Source organism: Weizmannia sp. FSL W8-1119 (assembly GCF_038008605.1).
Classification (GTDB): domain Bacteria; phylum Bacillota; class Bacilli; order Bacillales; family Bacillaceae_C; genus Weizmannia; species Weizmannia coagulans.
This window is the reverse complement of record NZ_JBBOZL010000001.1, coordinates 1,993,330-2,012,794: the sequence shown is the minus strand read 5'-3', so window position 1 is coordinate 2,012,794 and position 19,465 is coordinate 1,993,330. Positions and strand designations below refer to the sequence as shown.

Below are 19,465 nucleotides of genomic sequence, written 5' to 3'. Positions count from 1 at the left end.
TGGAAGGATGAAATGTTGGCATGAACAAAAAAAGATGGGGAGCGCTTGCTTTGGCAGGCGGGCTGTTCGTCGTTTCCATTATTGTGAACTTGGCGAGCATGGCGGCATCAACCAACTTTTCCAAAATCTTTAAAGAGACCGTGGAAGCTGGGGAAGGGGATGTTTCCGAAAATGTATTGCAGGATGGGAATGAGTCAAAGAAAATCGTCGTGCTGAATGTGAACGGGACAATTCAGGATACCGGCACGACACCATCACTGCTTGACACCGGTGAATATAACCACCAAAGTTTTTTGAAAGAACTGGATCAGGCGAAAAAAGACAGCGATGTAAAAGGGATCATTTTACATATTAATTCGCCGGGTGGCGGGGTGGCCGAGTCGGCAGAAATCCATCACCGCCTGATGGAAATTAAAAAAGATACGAAGAAGAAGATTTACGTGTCCATGGGGCCGACTTGCGCATCCGGCGCTTATTATATTTCAACGCCGGCCAATAAAATATTCGCAAGCCCGGAAACCTTGACCGGGTCGCTCGGGGTCATCATGGAAAGCGTGAACTACGGGAAGCTTGCCAAAAAATACGGCATTGATTTTCCGGTTATCAAAAGCGGGGAGTATAAAGACATTATGAGCCCTTACCGGGACATGACGAAGAGCGAAAAAGAAATGCTGCAGAAAATGGTCAACAATTCGTACAACGGTTTTGTCAATGTGATTTCCAAAGGGCGCCACATTCCGAAAGAAGAGGTGCGCAAAATTGCGGACGGGCGTGTCTATGATGGCAGGCAGGCACTCAATTTGCATCTGATTGATAAATACGGCTACCTGGATGACACCATTTCGGCAATGAAAAAAGACCTTCATCTCGGGAAAGCGCAGGTTGTGGAATATGAAACAAGCGGCGGGCTCGATTCGCTGTTTTCTGCTTCAGTGCAAAAAATGCTCGGCAAAGAAGCAGAAATGACAGGGCTTGCGCATTTGTTGACGCAATCGAACGCACCACGCCCGATGTACCTGTATTCCGGGGCTGAATAGGGGGGAGCATCATGAATTCAAACGAAAACCATATTCCTGAAACATTGACAAAAGCGCCGGAACAAATATCCGGGAGTTTATCAGGAGCCCGTTATGCCGGGTTCTGGATACGGTTTTGGGCTTATTTGCTTGACCTGCTTGTTGTCCAAAGTGTGAAATGGCTGGTCATCCATCCCATTTTCCGGCTTTCCGGACTGTCCCTTACAGACGAAAAAATTTACTCGCCGATTACGATCGCATCAGCCCTTGTATTTTACGGTTATTTCGTTCTAATGACGAAGTTTTTCGGCCAGACGCTTGGGAAAATGGTGTTTGGCCTCAGGGTTGTACCGCTGAACCATCCCGGGCCGCTGAAATGGAGCACCGTTTTATTCCGGGAATGGATCGTCCGTTATGTTTGTGTCAAGATTGCGGTCATCTATATTGTCGTTGCATTTACGCCGAAAAAACAAGGGGTGCACGATTTGTTTGCCGATACGGCCGTCATTCATGAACGGTCCCATGAACCGGTCTATCCTTATTATGAACCTGCTTAAGGGCAGGTTTATTTTTTTGCTCTGTTGGCGATAATGGTTGCAAAAAAGGCTGATGATGGAAATGATATGGTGGCTATCCGCGTTTTTCGCACTTGCCGCAATCACTGCGATTGTATGGTTCTCTTCCCTGTCCGTCCTTATTGAATACGGGCACCGCTTAGATGATGATAAAATTTTTATCCAAATCAGGGTGTGGGGCATCATCTGCTATACCGTGAAAATCCCGGCAGTGAAAGTGGACCGGAAAAAACCCGGTGTCGTATATGAAAAAGAGACAAAACATGCAGAGCAGGAAAGGAACATTACGCCGGATGTCCTCGAACAGCGGATTGAAGATGTGAAAAAAATTGCGGAGCGCGTCATCGGTTTAAAGGCGATTGTAGGCAAGTTCATCCGCAATGTCCAGTTAAGAAAATTCGAATGGCATACAGCAATCGGGCTGCATGATGCCGCGTGGACGGGAATTGTCGCCGGAAGCATCTGGGCGGTGAAAGGGGGGATCTTAAGCCTCATTACCACACATCTGCGTGTAAAAACGGATCCTGTCCTTTCCGTTACGCCCTTTTTCCAGTACCCGATTTCCGAAACACAGTTAAAATGTATGGTGAAAGTCCAGATCGGGAAAGCTATAATAGCCGCATTTAAAATGCTGAAATACTGGCGGGGAGGAAAAGCGGAAATCGCGCTTACACCGGTTTCTGAGCCGGAAAACGGCCGGCATGCTTAAATCCCGGCAGAAACAAATGACAGGAGGAAACAACAATGGGTTCACATCCGATTGAAGGCCTGATGACGGCCGCAATGGAAAATTTAAAAGAAATGATTGACGTAAATACGATTATCGGGGATCCGGTGGAAACGCCGGATGGAAGCGTCATTTTAACCGTATCCAAAGTCGGTTTCGGGTTTGCGGCAGGCGGCAGCCAATTTAACGGGCCATCCGGATCCGGCGGCAGCGGCGAATCCCGCCCGGCAGAGCTGCCTTTCGGGGGCGGCAGCGGCGGCGGCGTCTCGATTATGCCCATTGCCTTTTTGGTTGTTGGCGCACAAGGCGTGAAAATGCTGCATCTGGACCAAAACACGCATCTGATTGAAAAAATTATGGATGTCGCACCGGGCGTTATCGAAAAAATCCAGAGCATGCTGAAACAAAACGGCCAAAATGGCGGGCAACAGCCGGCCAACCAGCAAAAACAGGATCTTGATTTTTAACAACCCGCATGATTCGCGGGTTTTAAATTGGAAATTTTTTTCGTTGTCCAGTATGATAAGGTATGAGTACAGCTGAAATACGGGGATTGTAAGCCCCGGCAAAAATAAGGAGGGTATTTCATGGCTTCGGTTACATTTAAAGGGAATCCAGTCACATTGGAAGGGACACAAGTAAAAGTTGGCGATAAGGCACCGGACTTTACGGTTCTGGATAATGACTTGAATGAGGTGACACTTTCGGATACAAAAGGCGGCGTCCGCATCTTCAGCGTTGTCCCGTCGATTGATACCGGTGTTTGCGATGCACAGACGCGCCGTTTTAACGAAGAAGCAGCAAAACTCGGGAAAGAAGTCAACGTTTATACTTTCTCCTGTGACCTGCCTTTTGCTCAAAAAAGATGGTGTGCGGCATCCGGGCTCGACCATGTAAAAGTGTTGTCCGACCACCGCGACCTGTCATTCGGCAAAGCTTACGGGGTTGTGATGAAAGAACTTCGCCTGCTTGCCCGCGCCGTATTTGTCGTGGATTCCAATGATACGGTTACATATGTGGAATATGTAAGCGAAGGCACCAACCATCCTGACTACGAAAAAGCCTTGCAAGCCGCAAAAGATGCATCGTAAAACAGGCATTGAATAGCGCCGGGAAACGCGAAGAGCGCTTGCTATACTGCGATAAAATCCCCGATCTCCATCGGGGATTTTATATGGAAGAAGAATATGAAGGAGGAGAATGAATGTCGGCCTCTCCTGTTGAAACCCTTTTTACCGTTTTTAACGAATCCGCGCAAATCTTGGAAAATCGCCTCTCTGTCCCGTATTTGGAAGCCGTGGCGATGACCGGGGAAAATTTATTCACCGGAAGCATCCGCCAAAATGGGATTGATGCGCGCGATGAAAAACGCCTTGAAAACATATACGGAACGGTCCGCCTCGGGGACTTTACCCGCGAGCAAATCCGGAAAGCCTACCAGCTCGCCATCCTGAAGGGGATGAAAGCAAACGTCCAGGCAAACCACCAAATGACGCCGGATTCGATCGGACTGCTGATGAGCTATTTTATCGGCAAGTTTGCAGAAGATACCAGTGCGTTTTCGATTTTGGACCCTGCGGTGGGCACCGGCAATTTGCTTTTGACCATTTTGAACCAGCTCAGCGGGAAAAACATCACTGCTTACGGCGTGGATATCGATGATGTTTTGATCCGGCTCGCATACACGGGGGCGAACCTTCTGCACCATGAAATCGAACTGTTTACGCAGGATGCCCTGTCCCAATTGTTCATTGACCCTGTCGATATCGTTGTTTGCGATTTGCCGGTCGGATACTACCCGAATGATGCGGGCGCCGCAGATTACAAGCTGAAGGCAGATGAAGGGCATTCGTACGCCCATCATTTGTTTATCGAGCAGAGCCTGAGAGCGGCGCGCCCGGGCGGATTTTTATTTTTTCTCATCCCAAACGGATTATTTGAAACAAAAGAAGCCCCGAAACTTCGCCGGTTTTTAAAAGAAGAGGCGGATATCCAGGCGATTTTGCAATTGCCGATGACCATCTTCAAAAACGAACAGGCTGCCAAAAGCATTTTTGTCATCCGCAAGAAAGCGGAAGGCGTGAAGGCGCCGGAACAAGTGCTGCTGGCGTCGCTCCCGTCCCTGTCCAACGAGGGGGCGCTAAGGCAGCTGATGGCAAAAGTGGACGCCTGGTGCAAAGAAAATATCCAAAGCGGCAAAATTTGACGAATTGGGAAAAGTGGGGGCCGGAAAGCAGAAAATTGCGTTCCGGCCCCCATTTGTTTGTGTTTTTATGGTATCATTTTATATGTTCCCGGGAGACGAAACCAAAAAACCGGTTGAAAAAAACCGGATAGAATGGCAAAATGAGAAAATGAGATCACTATTTTAAAAAAATAAAAGGGTTCATTTGATTTTGCGAAGGGAAGACGAGCAATGGCAAAAATTATGGCAATTAATGCGGGGAGCTCCTCCTTAAAATTTCAATTATTTGATATGCCGAATGAAAGCGTTATAACGAAAGGCCTGATTGAACGGATCGGGTTAAACGATGCTTTATTTTCCATTACGGTAAACGGGGACAGGGTGAAGGAAATTACCGATATTCCGAACCATGAAGTTGCCGTGCAGTTTTTATTAAAAAAATTAACGGAAACCGGTATTATCCGGTCTTTGGATGAAATAGAAGGCGTGGGCCACCGGGTTGTGCACGGCGGCGAAATATTCAATGATTCTGCTGTCGTCAATGACCAGGTGCTCGCGCAAATTGAAGATTTGGCGGAACTCGCGCCGCTTCATAACCGGGCGAACGCAACGGGGATCCGGGCGTTCCGTGCCGTGCTGCCGGATGTGGTTCAAGTGGCCGTGTTTGATACCGCTTTCCACCAAACGATGCCGGAAAGTGCTTTCCTATACAGCCTACCCTATGAATACTACGAAAAATATCGGATCCGCAAATACGGGTTTCACGGCACTTCCCATAAATATGTAGCGATGCGCGCCGCTGAGCTGCTCGGCAGGCCGCTTAAACAGCTGCGCCTGATTTCATGCCATTTGGGCAACGGGGCAAGCATTGCGGCGATCCAGGGCGGCCGGTCAATCGATACGTCCATGGGCTTTACGCCATTGGCCGGTGTGACGATGGGCACGCGTTCCGGCAATATCGATCCTGCGCTGATTCCGTTTATTATGGAGAAGACAGGCAAAACCGCGGAAGAAGTGCTCGAAGTGTTAAACAAAGAATCCGGGCTTCTTGGCATTTCGGGCGTTTCCAGCGATTTGCGCGATATCCAGGTGGCGGCAGAACTCGAGCGGAACAAGCGGGCTGAACTGGCGCTTGACATTTTTGCAAGTCGCATCCATAAATACATCGGGTCGTATGCGGCGAAAATGGCCGGCGTGGATGCGATTATATTTACAGCCGGCATCGGGGAAAACAGCGATGCCATCCGCGCAAGAATTTTAACGGGACTGGAATTTATGGGCATTTACTGGGATCCGACCCTGAACCAGATCCGCGGGACCGAAGCGTTTATCAATTATCCGCATTCCCCTGTAAAAGTGCTCGTTATCCCTACTAATGAAGAGCTGATGATCGCACGCGATGTTGTCCGGCTGTCTTCATGACCGCGGAAGCCGGCCGGCGCCGGCAGCTTGCTTTCTCTGCTGCCCGTGCCCGAATAAATCGTTTCAGGAAGCGCTTTGGCATAACATAAACGGACAGCCGTGCATGGAATTTATGTTATAATGGCTGTAAAACAGAGTTTGGGAGCGGATCGAAAATGGCGGAATGGACAGACAGGGAAAAAATAGTCCTGGATGAAATCAACGACTGGGCGGAGAAGCTGTTAGCGGCCGGAAAAGAAGGGGGCGGGCGCAAGCAAAAACTGGATGCGCTCTTTGCCAATTTTCCGGATGAGGCGCTGGAAAATATCCATGAAAAAATAGATGCCGTTTTGTTTCAAATCTGTTCATTTGCCGATGAAAATCTGCCTTACGGGCATGAGATCGAAAAAATACTTGCTGCGGGGCGTCTCTTTGACAGTTCTGTCGCAACGATTCCCGATATGAGGAAACTTACCATCGACCAGGCAGGGTTTATTGCGGCACGGCAGCAGGCAAAATACCGCCGTCTCTCACTCTTCGAAGGGGCATTGAGCGGAACCGGGAAAGCCGTTTTTGCCGCGGCGGACCCGTTTTTCCTGCTGGCTGTGAATCTCCGGGCGGTCCAGCTCACCGGTGCAGCTTACGGATTTGAAACAAAATCGCCCGGCGGACTCGTGGCGGCGCTGAAAATCGTGCTGATGGCCGCTGCCCCGGACATGGTGAAATATGCGCTCTGGGAAGAATTGATGGATGAGCTGGAAGCGCGCGGAACCGGCTTCTATGCAGGGAATGAAAAGTTATTCCACCGCTATTTGTGGCCGGGGGCCATCGGGCATGCCGGTAAGCTCGCTTTTCTGGCGCTGCTCCGGCCGAAAAAGCGGGGAGAAAACAGCTGGGCCGGGATGGCCATCGGGGCTGCTACAAACTACTATTTTTCTAAAAAAGTTTGTGAAATTGCAGAGAAATATTATCAATACCGGTTTTTAACAGAAAAAAGCGGCCGTTAAAAAACCAGCCCGTAAAAGGCTGGTTTTTGCTTAATTTTCCGCTTTGCCTTCTTCTTCCTTAGGCGTTCTCACAACGAGCACATCGCAGGGGGAAGTGCGGACAATATGCTCGGAAACGCTTCCGATTAGGAGCCTTTCCACTGCATTTAAACCGGTTGCGCCGCACACAATTAAATCCGCATGCACTTTTGGCGCGACATTTTTTGTGATTTGAAGTTTCGGAGAGCCGAGCTGGATGATCGTCTGGACTTTGATCCCTTTTTCCGCGGCGCGGTCTTTGTAATTGCTTAACAGCTCATCCCCGAATTTTTCGTTCTGCTCATACAATGTCGAATCAATCGGCGTCAAAGTGGCGAGCGCCCGGTTATCGACGACATGGACAACCGATAATTCCGCCTTGTTCCGTTTGGCGATTTCAACCGCTTTTGTAAAAGCCCAATCGGCTTCTTTGGAGCCATCTACCGCTACTAAAATATTCCGGTATTGTGTGCCCATCTTACTCATCTCCTTTATAAACTGCCTGCCTTTCATGTCTATTTTACTAGAATTTTCCCGGTTTGTGTGTGAAAAATGAAAAAACCCGGCGATCCATTTTTCAATCAAAACGGGCGGAAGCAGGCAAAAATGAAAACGGTATCCCGTTCCTTGCCGCGGATAAGAAATTTGCAAAAAACATAGGAAAAAGAGGGAATTTTTGCTACAATAAAGATGTTTGGGAAAGTTTTCAACCGTTTGATATGTTTTCTTACAATAATAAGAAAACGGATGGCAAAACACGAACACGAGGAGGAACTTTCTATGCGAATTGGCGTGCCAAAAGAAATTAAAAACAATGAAAGCCGTGTGGCCATGACCCCGGCCGGCGTGGTGACCCTGTCCAAAGCGGGGCATGAAGTTTTTATTGAAAAGAATGCGGGCCTTGCATCGGGGTTCAGTGACGAAGAATATGCCAAAGCCGGTGCCCGGATCGTAGAGACTGCTGAAGATGCGTGGTCTTTTGAAATGGTCATGAAAGTGAAAGAGCCGATCGAAAGCGAGTACCGCTATTTCCGTGAAGGCATGATTTTATTTACATATTTGCATCTTGCCGCAGCACCCGGGCTTACGGAAGAACTGCTGAAAAAGAAAGTGACCGGCATTGCTTATGAAACCGTGCAGCTTGCCAACCGTTCGCTGCCGCTTTTGACGCCGATGAGCGAAGTGGCGGGCAGAATGGCGCCGCAGATTGGCGCACAGTTTCTTGAAAAAAATAACGGTGGAAAAGGGATCCTGCTTTCCGGCGTGCCGGGCGTCAAAAGAGGCAGGATTACAATTATTGGCGGCGGGGTTGCCGGAACGAATGCGGCAAAAGTCGCGATCGGCCTTGGGGCGGATGTAACGGTTGTCGAGTTGAATCCGGACCGCCTGCGCCAGCTTGATGACATTTTCGGCAGCAAAATTACAACCCTGATCTCGAATCCGTACAATATTGCGGAAGCGGTGAGTGATGCGGACATTGTGATCGGATCCGTTCTGATCCCGGGTGCAAAAGCGCCAAAACTGGTGACAGAAGAGATGATCAAAGCGATGCAGCCGGGCTCTGTTGTCGTGGATATTGCGATTGACCAAGGCGGCAGTTTTGAAACGACAGACCGTGCCACGACCCATGATGATCCGGTTTATATCAAACATGATGTCGTCCATTATGCAGTCGCCAATATTCCGGGCGCGGTTGCCCGCACATCGACGATTGCCCTCACCAATGTGACGGTGCCGTACGCGGCGGAAATTGCCAATAAGGGGTATGAGAAAGCAGTTTTGGAAAATGAGGCGCTGTTAAAAGGAGTCAATACGCTGAACGGGCATGTAACGTATCAAGCGGTGGCCGATTCGCTCGGGCTCTCCTATACCGATGTGAAAAAGCTTTTAAAATAAGTTTTCAAAAGCCGGCTGCAAGAATTGCCGGAACAAAAAAAGAAGCACAAGCAGCATGAAAGCTGCTTGTACTTCTTTTTTAAACATACTGCAAGGCTTTCGGGTACTTTGTCAGCACTTCGGCACCCGTTTTTGTAATGCAGACGTCATCTTCAATCCGGACGCCGGCAACTCCCGGCACGTATATTCCCGGTTCGATCGTGAAGACCATCCCTTCTTCAAGCACCAGCTCATTCGTATGGGTGACAGAAGGATATTCGTGGATGCTGATGCCGAGCCCGTGGCCGAGCCGGTGTGTAAAATATTCGCCGTATCCCGCGTCTTCAATGATGCGGCGTGCAATCAAGTCGAGCTCTTTTGCCTTTACCCCCGGTTTTGCTGCCGCCACGGCTGCTTCTTCCGCTTTTAATACCGTTTCGTAAATCCGGGTTTTTTCTTCGCTGAGCCCCCCGAATGCGACCGTCCTTGTAATATCGGAACAGTAGCCTTGGTGCACAACGCCCAGGTCAAACAGGACAAAATTCCCTTTTTCGATTTTGTCAAGGCCGGGCGCGCCGTGCGGGGAAGCCGCCTTCGCACCTGAGAGGACGGTGGTGGCGAAGCTCATTTCCGAAATCCCTTTTTCTTTCATTGCAAATTCAATGGCAGCCACGATTTCAAGTTCGGTTTTTCCTTCTTGAATTTCGCGGATGCCCGTTTCAACGGCCAGATCGGCAAAAGCGGCCGCTTCCCTTAAAATCTTCTGTTCCTGCTCATCTTTGATGAGGCGCATCGTGCGCAATTTTTCTTCAGCAGCGGTAAAGCGGGCGCCGCCAAACCGTTCTTTCAGCGCTTCGAACCGTTCCACGTTCAAATGCTCTTTTTCAACCGCAAATGTATCGACATTCCCGATTCGCCCGCGTATTTCTCCAGCCACCAAATCCCACGGGTTATCCGTATCCCGGATACCGAGAATGTCATATTCCCAGCCGGCTTTTTTCGCATCATACGCTTCCATTGCCGGGCAGAAGAGAAACGGCTCTTTTTCCTGGAATACGCAAATGCCGAGCAGCCTTTCGTGCGGGTCGCTGCGGTAACCGCTCAAATAAAAGACATTGTCAGGCGACGTAATAAAAGCAGCATCGGTCTTTTCCGCTTTCAGCCACGCTGCCACACTTGCCAAACGCTTATTCATCCCATTCATCTCCTTATCAGACGTTACTAGCATAGCAAAAAATAGGTTAAGAGGCTACATGTAGAGCATCAGGCAGGATTACGGGGCAAAGAAATAATATAATGAAAGTGGCCACTGAAGCCGTACAAATTTTAAAAGGAGTGATCAGCTGATGAAAGTTTCTTTTCACGGCCATTCAATTGTAAAAGTGGAAACGGGCGGCAAAACGATACTCTTTGATCCGTTTATTACCGGCAACAGCCAGACAGACCTGAAAGTGGAGGAAGAAAGCCCGGATGTGATTATTCTCACACATGGGCACGGCGATCATATCGGGGATACAGAGGCGCTTGCCCGCAAAAAGAATGCGCTTATTATTGCCAATAATGAAATTGCAAATTACTTTGCCTGGAAAGGGCTGAATACGCATCCGCTCCATATCGGCGGCTCGTACCAGTTCGATTTCGGAAAAGTAAAGCTTACCCAGGCGTTCCACGGCTCGGCGGTTGTGGATGATGAAAAGAAAGAAATCGTTTACCTCGGGATGCCGACGGGCGTTTTGCTGATGGCGGAAGGGAAAACAATCTACCACGCTGGCGATACCGGGCTGTTCTCGGATATGAAATTAATCGGCGAACGCCACCCGATTGATCTCGCATTTCTGCCGATCGGCGACAACTTCACGATGGGGCCGGAAGACGCAGCAGTGGCGGCAACATTTCTGCAGGCGAAAACGGTCGTGCCGATCCATTACAATACGTTCCCGCTCATTCAGCAGGATCCGCAGAAATTTATCGATTTGCTCGACGGCGTAAACGGCAAAGTCATGAAAGCCGGAGATGCGATCGAATTGTAACAGAGGTCCAGGATTGGCAAATACAGGGGTTCGCTTGCAGCCGGCATGTGCTGAAAAAGTGCCGGCCGCACTCCCCCTTTTCCATTATTTAAAGGGACCTGATTGCCCTTTTCCCCTTTTTCCATCTATAATAGAAATATACAGATTGCTCCATACATATTCCTTGAAAGCGTACAAAAACGGAAAGAAGGTGAAAAAATGGCGACAAAACACGAACAGATTTTACAATATATCAATGAGCTGCCGGTCGGGGAAAAAATATCAGTCCGCCAGATTGCAAAGGCGCTGAATGTCAGTGAAGGGACCGCTTACCGCGCCATTAAAGATGCTGAAATAAAAGGGTATGTCAGCACGATTGAACGGGTCGGCACCATCCGGATTGAGCAGAAGAAAAAAGAAAATATCGAAAAGCTGACATTTTTGGAAGTCGTCAATATTATCGACGGCCAAGTGCTGGGCGGAAAATCCGGCCTGTATAAAACGCTTACAAAATTTGTGATCGGCGCCATGGAACTCGAGGCGATGTCGAAGTATACGGATCCTGGGAGCCTGCTCATTGTCGGAAACCGCACAGATGCGCATGAATTGGCGTTAAGGTCAGGGGCTGCCGTTTTGATTACCGGCGGATTTGATACAAAAGACTATGTAAAAAAAATTGCGGATGAGAAATCGCTGCCGGTCATCTCGACGAGCTATGACACGTTTACCGTTGCGACGATGATTAACCGTGCTGTCTATGACCAGCTGATTAAAAAAGAAATTATTCTCGTGGAAGATATTTTAACACCGATCGAAAAAACGGCTTATTTGAATACAACGGACATGGTCCGGGACTGGTACCGCAAAAAACGGGAAACAGGCCACTCGCGCTTTCCTGTTGTCGACCGCAATTTAAAGGTGGCGGGCATCGTTACCTCGAAAGACGTGATGGAAACCGATACGGACTCAAATATCGAGAAAGTGATGACGAAAAATCCGATTACGGTCAGTGAAAAAACAAGCGTCACATCCGCTGCCCATATGATGGTCTGGGAAGGGATCGAAATCTTGCCGGTGACCGATGATTTTAACCGGCTGAGGGGGATTGTCAGCCGCCAGGACGTCTTAAAGGAGCTGCAAATGACACAGCGCCAGCCGCAAGTCGGGGAAACGATCGACAATATCGTCACGACCCAGCTCGATGCTTCATCGGCCAAAACGGAGGATCCGGATGATTTCCAGTTTGAAGTGACGCCGCAAATGACCAACCCCTTAGGGACGATTTCATACGGTGTATTCACGACACTTGTGCACGAAACGGCCAACCGCTTTTTGCGCTCCAGAAAAAAAGGCGATATGATCATCGAAAGCTTAACGGTCTATTTTATCAAACCGGTCCAGCTCGAAAGCATGATCCGGATTGTACCGAAAATTCTCGACTCCGGCCGGAAATCTGCCAAAATCGATGTGGAAGTCTTCAATCAGGGCAACCTTGTCGGCAAAGCCCTGCTGATGTGCCAGCTGATTGAAAGATAACGGGACGTGCCACGCCTTTTACGGTGCACGCCGGGATTCGTCCCTTTCTTTCTGCATTTCGGGCTGGTAAAACCGCAGCCTTTTGAAACCGCCTGCGATATTGAAAAGCCCGAGCGCGATAAAAACGGCTGCGATGATATAAGTGGCGGCAGTGTGGAACAGAAACAATTCATTCACGCCGAACAAAAAAATAAATGAACCGAGCGCCATATTGGCTTTGGCGGAAAACACCTTTTTTTGCATCACCAAAAGGCTGCGGATGTTTTTTAGTTTAAAGTATACATACGCGCTAATAGATGCGAGAATCAAAACGGCAAGGATCGGCATCGTGCACCTCCAAATCGAGTTGTCCGTATTTCCTTCTATTTTACAAAATGAAAAAAATCTTGCCAGAGAAACGGGGAGTAAGATGAAAGCAAAAATTTTACAGACGATCAGGCTTTTTGACACGATCATCATCCACCGCCATGTCCGGCCGGATCCGGATGCTTACGGATCGCAGGGGGGACTTGCGGAAATACTGAAGGCGTCTTTTCCGGATAAAAACATTTACATCGCGGGCGACGATGAACCGGCCCTCGCCTATTTGAACAGGATGGACCGGATTCCGGATGAAACGTACCGCGGGGCGCTTGTCATCGTTTGTGATACCGCCAACCGCGAACGGATCAGCGACCAGCGCTTCCATCTCGGGGAAAGGCTGATCAAAATCGACCACCACCCGAACCATGATGCTTATGGGGATATTCAATGGGTTGATGAAGACGCGTCCTCTGTCAGCGAAATGATCTATGAGTTTTACTTATCCGGGAAAGAAGAGGGGCTAAGGATGACAGATGATGCGGCAAGGCTGCTGTTTGCCGGCATTGTCGGGGATACAGGCCGGTTTTTGTATCCGAGCACGACGGAAAAAACATTTGACTATGCCGGTGAACTGATCCATTACAATTTCGACCGGACAGCGCTCTTTAACAAGATGTACGAGGTTGAACCGGAAGTCGTGAGGCTCCAAGGGTATATATACCAGAACCTGGACATTCTTGAGCACGGGGTGGCGATCGTCGTGCTGAAAAAAGAACTGATTGAAAAATTCGGCGTAACGGTGCGGGAAGCCTCCCAGCTTGTCACCACGCTCGGCGATATTAAAGGGCTTAAAGCCTGGTGCTTCTTTATCGAAGAAGAAGGCCAAATCCGCCTCCGTTTCCGTTCAAAAGGCCCTGCCATCAATGAGCTGGCCCGCAAATACGGCGGCGGCGGGCATCCGCTTGCTGCCGGGGCCACCGTGCATTCGTGGGAAACGACAGAGGCGGTAAAAAAGGATTTGATCGCGCTCTGCAAGGAAGGGTAAAAAAAGAAGGCAGAACCGCGGGAAAGCGGATTTGCCTTCTTTCAGTCTGCCAGCTTTAAATTCAGGTGGACGCGGACAACGGAGTAAAACAAAATGTCTCGTACTTCGAAGGTATAGCGGCGGTGGTTGATTTTAATGACTTTGTTTTCGAGCATGCGGATAATCAAGTCTTTGTTCAAATAAGCGGTTTTTAAATTTTTTGCGATCAGCGGGCTTAAGTCATGTTTAATATCCTCTTCTGCTTCAAAAATACTTTGTGAATCGTGGATATCATATTTTTCATAGTTGCTGATTTTCACGTCAATACGCTGGATGGTCAGGAGCTTTTCATTTTTTTGATTGAGTTTTTTATAGTCTTCCTGCCAGATTGCCTTTTCCTGTTGCAAATCCTGGATTGTTTTTTCCTGGCGTTCAATCATTTGCGCCTGCCTTTCCTGCATGACACCGAACATATACAGAAAAATAAGCCAGCTGATGCAACCGCCCACGATAAATCCGGCCATGAACCGCTGCCAGCCCGGTTTCCGGTAAAGCGGCGGGATTCTCATAGCACATTCTCCTGGGTAATCCATGAAATAATAAGCGCGGCCGTTTTGGCACCGCCCATGGCCGACAGAATTAAAAGCAGCTGCTTGAACAATACCATCGTCTCGCTTTCCAAAAATCCTTTTTCAAAGCTGTAAACGGTATCGAACGTCCCCCCGATGGCGGCAATGATCGCCCAGATGCGGAGGTCGCGCGCAATCTTCGAAATTTCCGTCAAAAGCGGCTCACCGGTAATGAACGAAGCGAGCCCCCCGATCAAGGCGCCGCCGAACATTACGCCGAACGCGATAAAATAACTGTTGAAAAATGCGGGAAAAAATCCTTCGCTCAACCGAACCATCCCCATCTTTTCTTCATTACTAAACAATATATGGGACAATGCGTGCCCGTATGAAATCGAACGTATCTTCTTTTTTGCCCGCTTGAAAACATGTATAATAAGAATCATGTACAGGTACGAATAGGAGGCAGTTTAACATGCGTTTTGTCCATTTGCAGGTCCAAACAGCCTACAGCCTGCTGGAAAGTACGATCTCCATCCCTGAATGGGCGGCGTACGCAAAAGCGCTTCATTATGACACCCTTGCGATCACGGACCGCAATGTGATGTACGGGGCCTTCCCTTTTTACAAGGCTTGCCGCGAAAACGGCATCAAACCCGTTATCGGCATGACAGCGGATGTGATGAGCCAATTTGAACCCGGCAAAGCCTATCCGGTTGTGTTGCTTGCCAAAAACGAAACCGGCTACCGGAATTTGATGAAAATCTCAAGTGCCATCCAGACGAGGCCCGAACCCGGCATTTTCACAAAATGGCTGCGCGCCTACAGCGATGGCCTGATCGCCTTTACGCCGGGGCTTGAAGGGGAAATCGAGCAGGCGCTGTTGCGGGACGATGGACCGCGCGCAGAAGAGGTTGCGGTTTTATACCAGGAAATTTTCGGGCCGAGCTTTTATCTTGCACTTGAAAACAACGGGACAGCGCAAGCTAAGAAAGTGCTTCCCGATGTGCATGCGCTGTCGGAAAAACTGGGCATCCCGGAAGTCGTTGCCGCAAATGTGAAGTACTTAAAGAAGGAAGATGCTTTTGCCCATGAAGTGTTGCGCGCGATCAAAGCCGGGGTGAAACTTACGGATGAAAACCGGCCGGGCCCGGAAAGCGGGATGTACGACTTTAAGCCGCAGCAGGAAATGGAACAGCTTTTTGCCGATTTCCCGGAAGCTTTGGCCAATACGGAAAAAATCGCAGATGCCTGCTCTGTGGAAATCAAAACGGGACAGCGGCTGCTGCCGGCGTTTCCTGTTCCGGGCGGGCAGACGGCGGATGCCTTCCTGGAAGAAGTGTGCCGCAAAGGCCTCAGCGAACGCGTGCCGAATCCGGGCGAACGGTATACAGGCCGGCTGGAGTATGAGCTGAGAATCATCCGGGAAATGCAGTTCAGCGACTATTTCCTCATTGTCTGGGATTTTATGAAATATGCCAGGGAACACGGGATTCTTACCGGGCCGGGGCGCGGTTCCGCTGCCGGCTCCCTTGTCGCATACGCGCTTTATATTACCGATGTCGACCCGGTGCAATACGGGCTTTTGTTTGAACGGTTTTTGAATCCGGAGCGCGTTTCCATGCCGGATATTGACAGCGATTTTCCGGATCACAGGCGGGACGAGATGATCCGCTATGTCGCGGAAAAATACGGCCGGCAGCATGTCGCGCAGATCATCACATTCGGCACATTTGCCGCGAAAGCCGCAGCCCGGGATGTTGCCCGGATTTTCGGCCTCAGCGCAAAAGAGCTTGAACGGTTGTCGCGCTTCATCCCGTCACAGCCTGGCATGACGCTTAAAAAAGCATATGAAGCATCAAGCGCCTTCCGGGAGTGGATCGGCCAGTCGGACCAGCGCCGCAAGCTTTTTGAAACGGCCCGGCTTTTGGAAGGATTGCCGCGCCATGTTTCCACCCATGCTGCCGGCGTCATTATCAGCGGTGAACCGCTTACGGGCATCATCCCGGTGCAGGAAGGGCATGACGGCATTTTTTTAACCCAGTATCCGATGAACCATCTCGAAGAAATCGGGCTTTTGAAAATGGACTTCCTCGGTTTGCGGAATTTAACCATTCTTGAGCATATCCTCGCGGGGATCGAAAAGGGGACGGGGAGAAAAATCCGCCTCCAGGATGTGCCGCTTGATGATCCGGAGACATTTCGCCTTTTTAGTACGGGCAATACGACTGGGATCTTCCAGTTCGAGTCGGACGGCATGCGGAAAGTGCTCGAGCGGCTTAAACCGACCGAATTTGAAGACATTGTCGCGGTCAATGCGCTGTACCGGCCCGGGCCGATGGAAAATATCCCGGCCTATATTGAGCGGAAACACGGGGTGAAACCGGTCGAATATCCGCATCCCGATCTTCAGCCGATTTTGGAAAAAACATACGGCGTGATTGTCTACCAGGAACAAATTATGCAGATCGCTTCAAAGATGGCGGGCTTTTCGCTCGGGGAGGCGGATTTGCTCCGCCGGGCCGTCAGCAAAAAGAAAAGGGAAATCCTGGACGAACAGCGGCTGCATTTTATAAATGGCGCGCAAAAAAAAGGATATGAGAAAAAAACGGCGAATACTATTTATGATTTTATCGTCCGTTTCGCCAATTACGGTTTTAACCGCAGCCATGCCGTCGCCTACAGCATGCTCGCTTGCCGGCTTGCTTATTTAAAAACCCATTACCCGCTCTATTTTATGGCGAGCCTTTTGACGAGCGTGATCGGCAACGAGGATAAAATTGCCCAGTATATTCGCGAAGCGCAGCAGATGGGGATCCGGGTCTTGCCGCCTTCCGTGCAGCACAGCCATTATCCGTTTACCGTGGAAAACGGCGCCATCCGCTACAGCCTTGCCGCAATAAAAGGGATCGGATACGCCTCCATCAAAGAACTGCTTAAAGAAAGAAAACGGCGCCCGTTTAAAAGCTTGTTTGATCTTGTCCTGCGGGTGAAAGGGCTGAACCGGAAAATTTTAGAGGCGTTTGCATTTTCAGGCGCGATGGATGAATTCGGAAAAGACAGGGCTGTCTTGCTTGCCAGCATCGATGTCGCCCTTGAACATGCGGACATTATGCAGCCGGATGACGGGCAGGCGGATCTGTTCTTTGAGGATGAAGCGTTCAGCATTGAACCGAATTATGTGGAAACCGAGCCGATTTCACTGATGGATAAGCTCGCATTTGAAAAGCAATATTTGGGGCTCTATCTATCCGGGCATCCGGCCGGGCAGTACCGGCCTTTTTGGGACAAGACAGGCGTGCTTGCGGTAAGCAAGCTGCATTCGGGCATGAGGAAAATCCGGTTTGGTGCCTGCATTACGGACACAAGAACGATCCGCACAAAACAAGGCAGCCTGATGGCATTTTTGCACATGAGTGACGAAACGGATGAAATAGAATGTGTCGTCTTTCCGGATATCTTTAAAAAATACAGCCCGTTATGCCAAAAAGGGTTGATTGTGGTCGTGGAAGGAAATGTCGAAAACAGGAACGGCAAAAAGCAGGTGATTGCCCGGGGGCTGCAAGATGCCGGCCCGTTCATGCCTGCCGGCGCCACGTTATATTTAAAGATTCCGGCTGGAAAGGACCGCATGCTGCTTGTTCAAGTGAAGCAGGTGCTTGACGCTTTTCCGGGGGACTCGCCGGTCATTCTTCATTATGAAGAGGAACGGAAAACGATCCGGCTTCCGGAAAAAAGCCGGGTCCGGGCGGAGGAAGCGTGCCTCGAAAAGCTCACGGAACTGCTTGGTGAAGGGAATGTCATATTGAAATAAGTTTTTCTCTCCAGATTAAATATGTTATATTGTTTAATAGGCTTGTGAATAAGAAATCGCATATCGTGCAGTGAAAACGGGGGAGTGAGGTTCATGTCATTGCGGGAAGAAGCGTTACATATGCACCGCGAACACAAAGGGAAATTGGAATCCAAGTCAAAAGTCACCGTCAAAAATGCAAAGGATCTGAGCCTGGCCTATTCGCCCGGCGTGGCTGAGCCTTGCAAAATGATCTACGACAAACCGGAAACGGTCTATGAATATACGATGAAAGGCAATATGGTCGCAGTCGTAACGGACGGTACCGCCGTTCTCGGGCTTGGAAATATCGGCCCTGAAGCCGCACTCCCGGTCATGGAAGGCAAAGCAATATTGTTCAAAAGCTTTGCCGGCGTCGATGCCTTTCCCATTTGCCTTGATACGACAGATATTGATGAAATCGTGGAGACAGTGAAACGGCTGGAACCGGTTTTTGGCGGCGTGAATCTGGAGGACATCGCTGCGCCGAACTGCTTTGTCATTGAAGAAAAGCTGAAGAAGGAAATGAATATTCCTGTTTTTCACGATGACCAGCACGGGACGGCCATTGTAACGGCTGCAGGGCTCGTGAACGCTTTAAAACTCGTTGGCAAAGAAATGTCTGAAATTAAAGTGGTGGCAAGCGGCGCGGGTGCTGCCGGCATCGCGATCATCAAACTGCTTTACAACTTTGGCGTCCGCGATATTATCATGTGCGACTCCAAAGGGGCAATTTATGAAGGGCGCCCGTTCGGAATGAACAAGGTGAAATCCGAAGTGGCCAAATATACAAACCGTGACAAAGCAGCAGGCAGCCTGGCGGATGTGATCAAAGAAGCGGATGTTTTTATCGGCGTTTCCGTGGAAGGGGCGCTGACAAAAGAAATGGTGCAGTCAATGAAAAAAGATCCGATTATTTTTGCAATGGCCAATCCGAATCCGGAAATCATGCCGGCAGATGCCAAAGCGGCCGGCGCGAAAGTCATTGGCACAGGCCGCTCCGATTTTCCAAACCAGGTCAACAATGTCCTCGCCTTCCCGGGCATTTTCAGGGGGGCATTGGATGTGCGCGCCACGCATATTAATGAAAAGATGAAACAAGCCGCCGTCCACGCGATCGCCGGTTTAATTGATGAACATGAACTGAATGCGGATTATGTCATTCCGCGCCCGTTTGATCCGCGTGTTGCGCCGGCGGTTGCGGCAGCTGTTGCGAAAGCGGCGATGGAAACCGGTGTCGCCCGCATTCAGGTGGACACGGAAGAAATCCGCGAAAAAACGAAGCAGCTTTCCGAAATTGGCAAATAAGCATCAGTGCCGGAAGAAAAAAGCCGCCTTTTTTGCCGGTACTTCGGCAGAAAAACCGCCGGCTTGCCCGGTGGTTCCGG

General features: G+C 49.7%; 20 protein-coding genes. 15 read left to right on the top strand and 5 right to left on the bottom strand.

Annotated features, from left to right (window positions below):
- The first annotated feature begins 20 nt into the window (after positions 1 to 20).
- From sppA to NSQ19_RS09865, 8 genes are all read left to right on the top strand, one after another.
- Positions 21 to 1,037: a signal peptide peptidase SppA gene (gene sppA, locus NSQ19_RS09900; protein WP_340702786.1), complete on the top strand. Its 1,017-nt coding sequence runs from the start codon at positions 21 to 23 to the stop codon at positions 1,035 to 1,037.
- Positions 1,038 to 1,048: 11 nt separating this feature from the next.
- Positions 1,049 to 1,573, top strand: coding sequence for an RDD family protein (locus NSQ19_RS09895; RefSeq protein WP_019720717.1), 525 nt, complete (start codon positions 1,049 to 1,051; stop codon positions 1,571 to 1,573).
- Positions 1,574 to 1,628: 55 nt separating this feature from the next.
- Complete coding sequence (locus NSQ19_RS09890) at positions 1,629 to 2,300, top strand: DUF2953 domain-containing protein (RefSeq protein WP_118497816.1); 672 nt, start codon at positions 1,629 to 1,631, stop codon at positions 2,298 to 2,300.
- A gap of 35 nt (positions 2,301 to 2,335) precedes the next feature.
- Positions 2,336 to 2,785 carry a GerW family sporulation protein gene (gene ytfJ, locus NSQ19_RS09885; RefSeq protein ID WP_118497765.1) on the top strand — a complete coding sequence of 150 codons (450 nt, stop codon included), beginning with the start codon at positions 2,336 to 2,338 and terminating at the stop codon, positions 2,783 to 2,785.
- 120 nt (positions 2,786 to 2,905) lie between these two features.
- Positions 2,906 to 3,409 (top strand): thiol peroxidase, encoded by a 504-nt coding sequence (gene tpx / locus NSQ19_RS09880; protein ID WP_019720720.1) that lies wholly within the window; start codon positions 2,906 to 2,908, stop codon positions 3,407 to 3,409.
- 113 nt (positions 3,410 to 3,522) lie between these two features.
- Entirely contained in the window at positions 3,523 to 4,524 is a 1,002-nt protein-coding gene (locus tag NSQ19_RS09875) for a class I SAM-dependent methyltransferase (RefSeq protein WP_340702785.1), read from the top strand.
- A 210-nt stretch (positions 4,525 to 4,734) separates the two neighbouring features.
- Positions 4,735 to 5,925 carry an acetate kinase gene (locus NSQ19_RS09870; protein WP_029141419.1) on the top strand — a complete coding sequence of 397 codons (1,191 nt, stop codon included), beginning with the start codon at positions 4,735 to 4,737 and terminating at the stop codon, positions 5,923 to 5,925.
- 155 nt (positions 5,926 to 6,080) lie between these two features.
- Positions 6,081 to 6,911, top strand: a complete 831-nt coding sequence (locus NSQ19_RS09865) for an EcsC family protein (RefSeq protein ID WP_019720724.1) — start codon at positions 6,081 to 6,083, stop codon at positions 6,909 to 6,911.
- Positions 6,912 to 6,941: 30 nt separating this feature from the next.
- On the opposite strand, the gene NSQ19_RS09860 is transcribed toward NSQ19_RS09865, so the two are convergent.
- Positions 6,942 to 7,406 (bottom strand): universal stress protein, encoded by a 465-nt coding sequence (locus NSQ19_RS09860; RefSeq protein WP_019720725.1) that lies wholly within the window; start codon positions 7,404 to 7,406, stop codon positions 6,942 to 6,944.
- A 68-nt stretch (positions 7,407 to 7,474) separates the two neighbouring features.
- On the opposite strand from NSQ19_RS09860, the gene NSQ19_RS09855 reads away from it, so the two are divergent.
- Together NSQ19_RS09855 and ald are read left to right on the top strand one after the other, a co-directional pair.
- Complete coding sequence (locus NSQ19_RS09855) at positions 7,475 to 7,738, top strand: hypothetical protein (RefSeq protein ID WP_142918780.1); 264 nt, start codon at positions 7,475 to 7,477, stop codon at positions 7,736 to 7,738.
- Positions 7,710 to 8,825: an alanine dehydrogenase gene (ald, locus tag NSQ19_RS09850; protein ID WP_340702784.1), complete on the top strand. Its 1,116-nt coding sequence runs from the start codon at positions 7,710 to 7,712 to the stop codon at positions 8,823 to 8,825. The genes NSQ19_RS09855 and ald overlap by 29 nt, the downstream gene beginning before the upstream one ends.
- A gap of 79 nt (positions 8,826 to 8,904) precedes the next feature.
- On the opposite strand, the gene NSQ19_RS09845 is transcribed toward ald, so the two are convergent.
- Entirely contained in the window at positions 8,905 to 9,999 is a 1,095-nt protein-coding gene (locus tag NSQ19_RS09845) for a M24 family metallopeptidase (RefSeq protein WP_061575649.1), read from the bottom strand.
- A gap of 151 nt (positions 10,000 to 10,150) precedes the next feature.
- Between NSQ19_RS09845 and NSQ19_RS09840 the strand changes: the two genes are divergently transcribed.
- On the top strand, positions 10,151 to 10,834 hold the full coding sequence (locus tag NSQ19_RS09840) for a metal-dependent hydrolase (protein WP_013859929.1): 684 nt from the start codon (positions 10,151 to 10,153) through the stop codon (positions 10,832 to 10,834).
- A 198-nt stretch (positions 10,835 to 11,032) separates the two neighbouring features.
- Entirely contained in the window at positions 11,033 to 12,349 is a 1,317-nt protein-coding gene (locus tag NSQ19_RS09835; protein WP_019720729.1) for a CBS domain-containing protein, read from the top strand.
- Between the two features lie 18 nt (positions 12,350 to 12,367).
- On the opposite strand, the gene NSQ19_RS09830 is transcribed toward NSQ19_RS09835, so the two are convergent.
- A complete protein-coding gene (locus NSQ19_RS09830; protein WP_195850575.1) occupies positions 12,368 to 12,676 on the bottom strand; it encodes a YtpI family protein in 309 nt (102 codons plus the stop codon).
- A gap of 82 nt (positions 12,677 to 12,758) precedes the next feature.
- Here NSQ19_RS09830 and NSQ19_RS09825 point away from each other — a divergent pair, with 82 nt between their 5' ends.
- Entirely contained in the window at positions 12,759 to 13,697 is a 939-nt protein-coding gene (locus tag NSQ19_RS09825; RefSeq protein ID WP_327076665.1) for a DHH family phosphoesterase, read from the top strand.
- 41 nt (positions 13,698 to 13,738) lie between these two features.
- On the opposite strand, the gene ytrI is transcribed toward NSQ19_RS09825, so the two are convergent.
- Complete coding sequence (ytrI, locus tag NSQ19_RS09820) at positions 13,739 to 14,245, bottom strand: sporulation membrane protein YtrI (protein WP_017554745.1); 507 nt, start codon at positions 14,243 to 14,245, stop codon at positions 13,739 to 13,741.
- Positions 14,242 to 14,574, bottom strand: a complete 333-nt coding sequence (locus NSQ19_RS09815) for a YtrH family sporulation protein (RefSeq protein ID WP_013859924.1) — start codon at positions 14,572 to 14,574, stop codon at positions 14,242 to 14,244. Before NSQ19_RS09815 ends, ytrI begins: the two co-directional genes overlap by 4 nt.
- A gap of 146 nt (positions 14,575 to 14,720) precedes the next feature.
- Here NSQ19_RS09815 and dnaE point away from each other — a divergent pair, with 146 nt between their 5' ends.
- Positions 14,721 to 18,059, top strand: a complete 3,339-nt coding sequence (dnaE, locus tag NSQ19_RS09810) for a DNA polymerase III subunit alpha (protein ID WP_340702783.1) — start codon at positions 14,721 to 14,723, stop codon at positions 18,057 to 18,059.
- Between the two features lie 93 nt (positions 18,060 to 18,152).
- Positions 18,153 to 19,385, top strand: coding sequence for an NAD(P)-dependent malic enzyme (locus tag NSQ19_RS09805; RefSeq protein ID WP_041819251.1), 1,233 nt, complete (start codon positions 18,153 to 18,155; stop codon positions 19,383 to 19,385).
- Positions 19,386 to 19,465 lie beyond the last annotated feature (80 nt).

Coding starts and splice junctions, on each gene's coding strand:
- ald (WP_340702784.1), top strand. CDS start 7,710: ATGCGAATTGGCGTGCCAAAAGAAATTAAAAACAATGAAAGCCGTGTG.
- ytrI (WP_017554745.1), bottom strand. CDS start 14,245: ATGAGAATCCCGCCGCTTTACCGGAAACCGGGCTGGCAGCGGTTCATG.
- NSQ19_RS09875 (WP_340702785.1), top strand. CDS start 3,523: ATGTCGGCCTCTCCTGTTGAAACCCTTTTTACCGTTTTTAACGAATCC.
- NSQ19_RS09840 (WP_013859929.1), top strand. CDS start 10,151: ATGAAAGTTTCTTTTCACGGCCATTCAATTGTAAAAGTGGAAACGGGC.
- NSQ19_RS09865 (WP_019720724.1), top strand. CDS start 6,081: ATGGCGGAATGGACAGACAGGGAAAAAATAGTCCTGGATGAAATCAAC.
- NSQ19_RS09845 (WP_061575649.1), bottom strand. CDS start 9,999: ATGAATAAGCGTTTGGCAAGTGTGGCAGCGTGGCTGAAAGCGGAAAAG.
- dnaE (WP_340702783.1), top strand. CDS start 14,721: ATGCGTTTTGTCCATTTGCAGGTCCAAACAGCCTACAGCCTGCTGGAA.
- NSQ19_RS09805 (WP_041819251.1), top strand. CDS start 18,153: ATGTCATTGCGGGAAGAAGCGTTACATATGCACCGCGAACACAAAGGG.
- NSQ19_RS09895 (WP_019720717.1), top strand. CDS start 1,049: ATGAATTCAAACGAAAACCATATTCCTGAAACATTGACAAAAGCGCCG.
- NSQ19_RS09825 (WP_327076665.1), top strand. CDS start 12,759: ATGAAAGCAAAAATTTTACAGACGATCAGGCTTTTTGACACGATCATC.
- NSQ19_RS09830 (WP_195850575.1), bottom strand. CDS start 12,676: ATGCCGATCCTTGCCGTTTTGATTCTCGCATCTATTAGCGCGTATGTA.
- NSQ19_RS09860 (WP_019720725.1), bottom strand. CDS start 7,406: ATGGGCACACAATACCGGAATATTTTAGTAGCGGTAGATGGCTCCAAA.
- sppA (WP_340702786.1), top strand. CDS start 21: ATGAACAAAAAAAGATGGGGAGCGCTTGCTTTGGCAGGCGGGCTGTTC.
- NSQ19_RS09870 (WP_029141419.1), top strand. CDS start 4,735: ATGGCAAAAATTATGGCAATTAATGCGGGGAGCTCCTCCTTAAAATTT.
- tpx (WP_019720720.1), top strand. CDS start 2,906: ATGGCTTCGGTTACATTTAAAGGGAATCCAGTCACATTGGAAGGGACA.
- NSQ19_RS09890 (WP_118497816.1), top strand. CDS start 1,629: ATGGAAATGATATGGTGGCTATCCGCGTTTTTCGCACTTGCCGCAATC.
- ytfJ (WP_118497765.1), top strand. CDS start 2,336: ATGGGTTCACATCCGATTGAAGGCCTGATGACGGCCGCAATGGAAAAT.
- NSQ19_RS09835 (WP_019720729.1), top strand. CDS start 11,033: ATGGCGACAAAACACGAACAGATTTTACAATATATCAATGAGCTGCCG.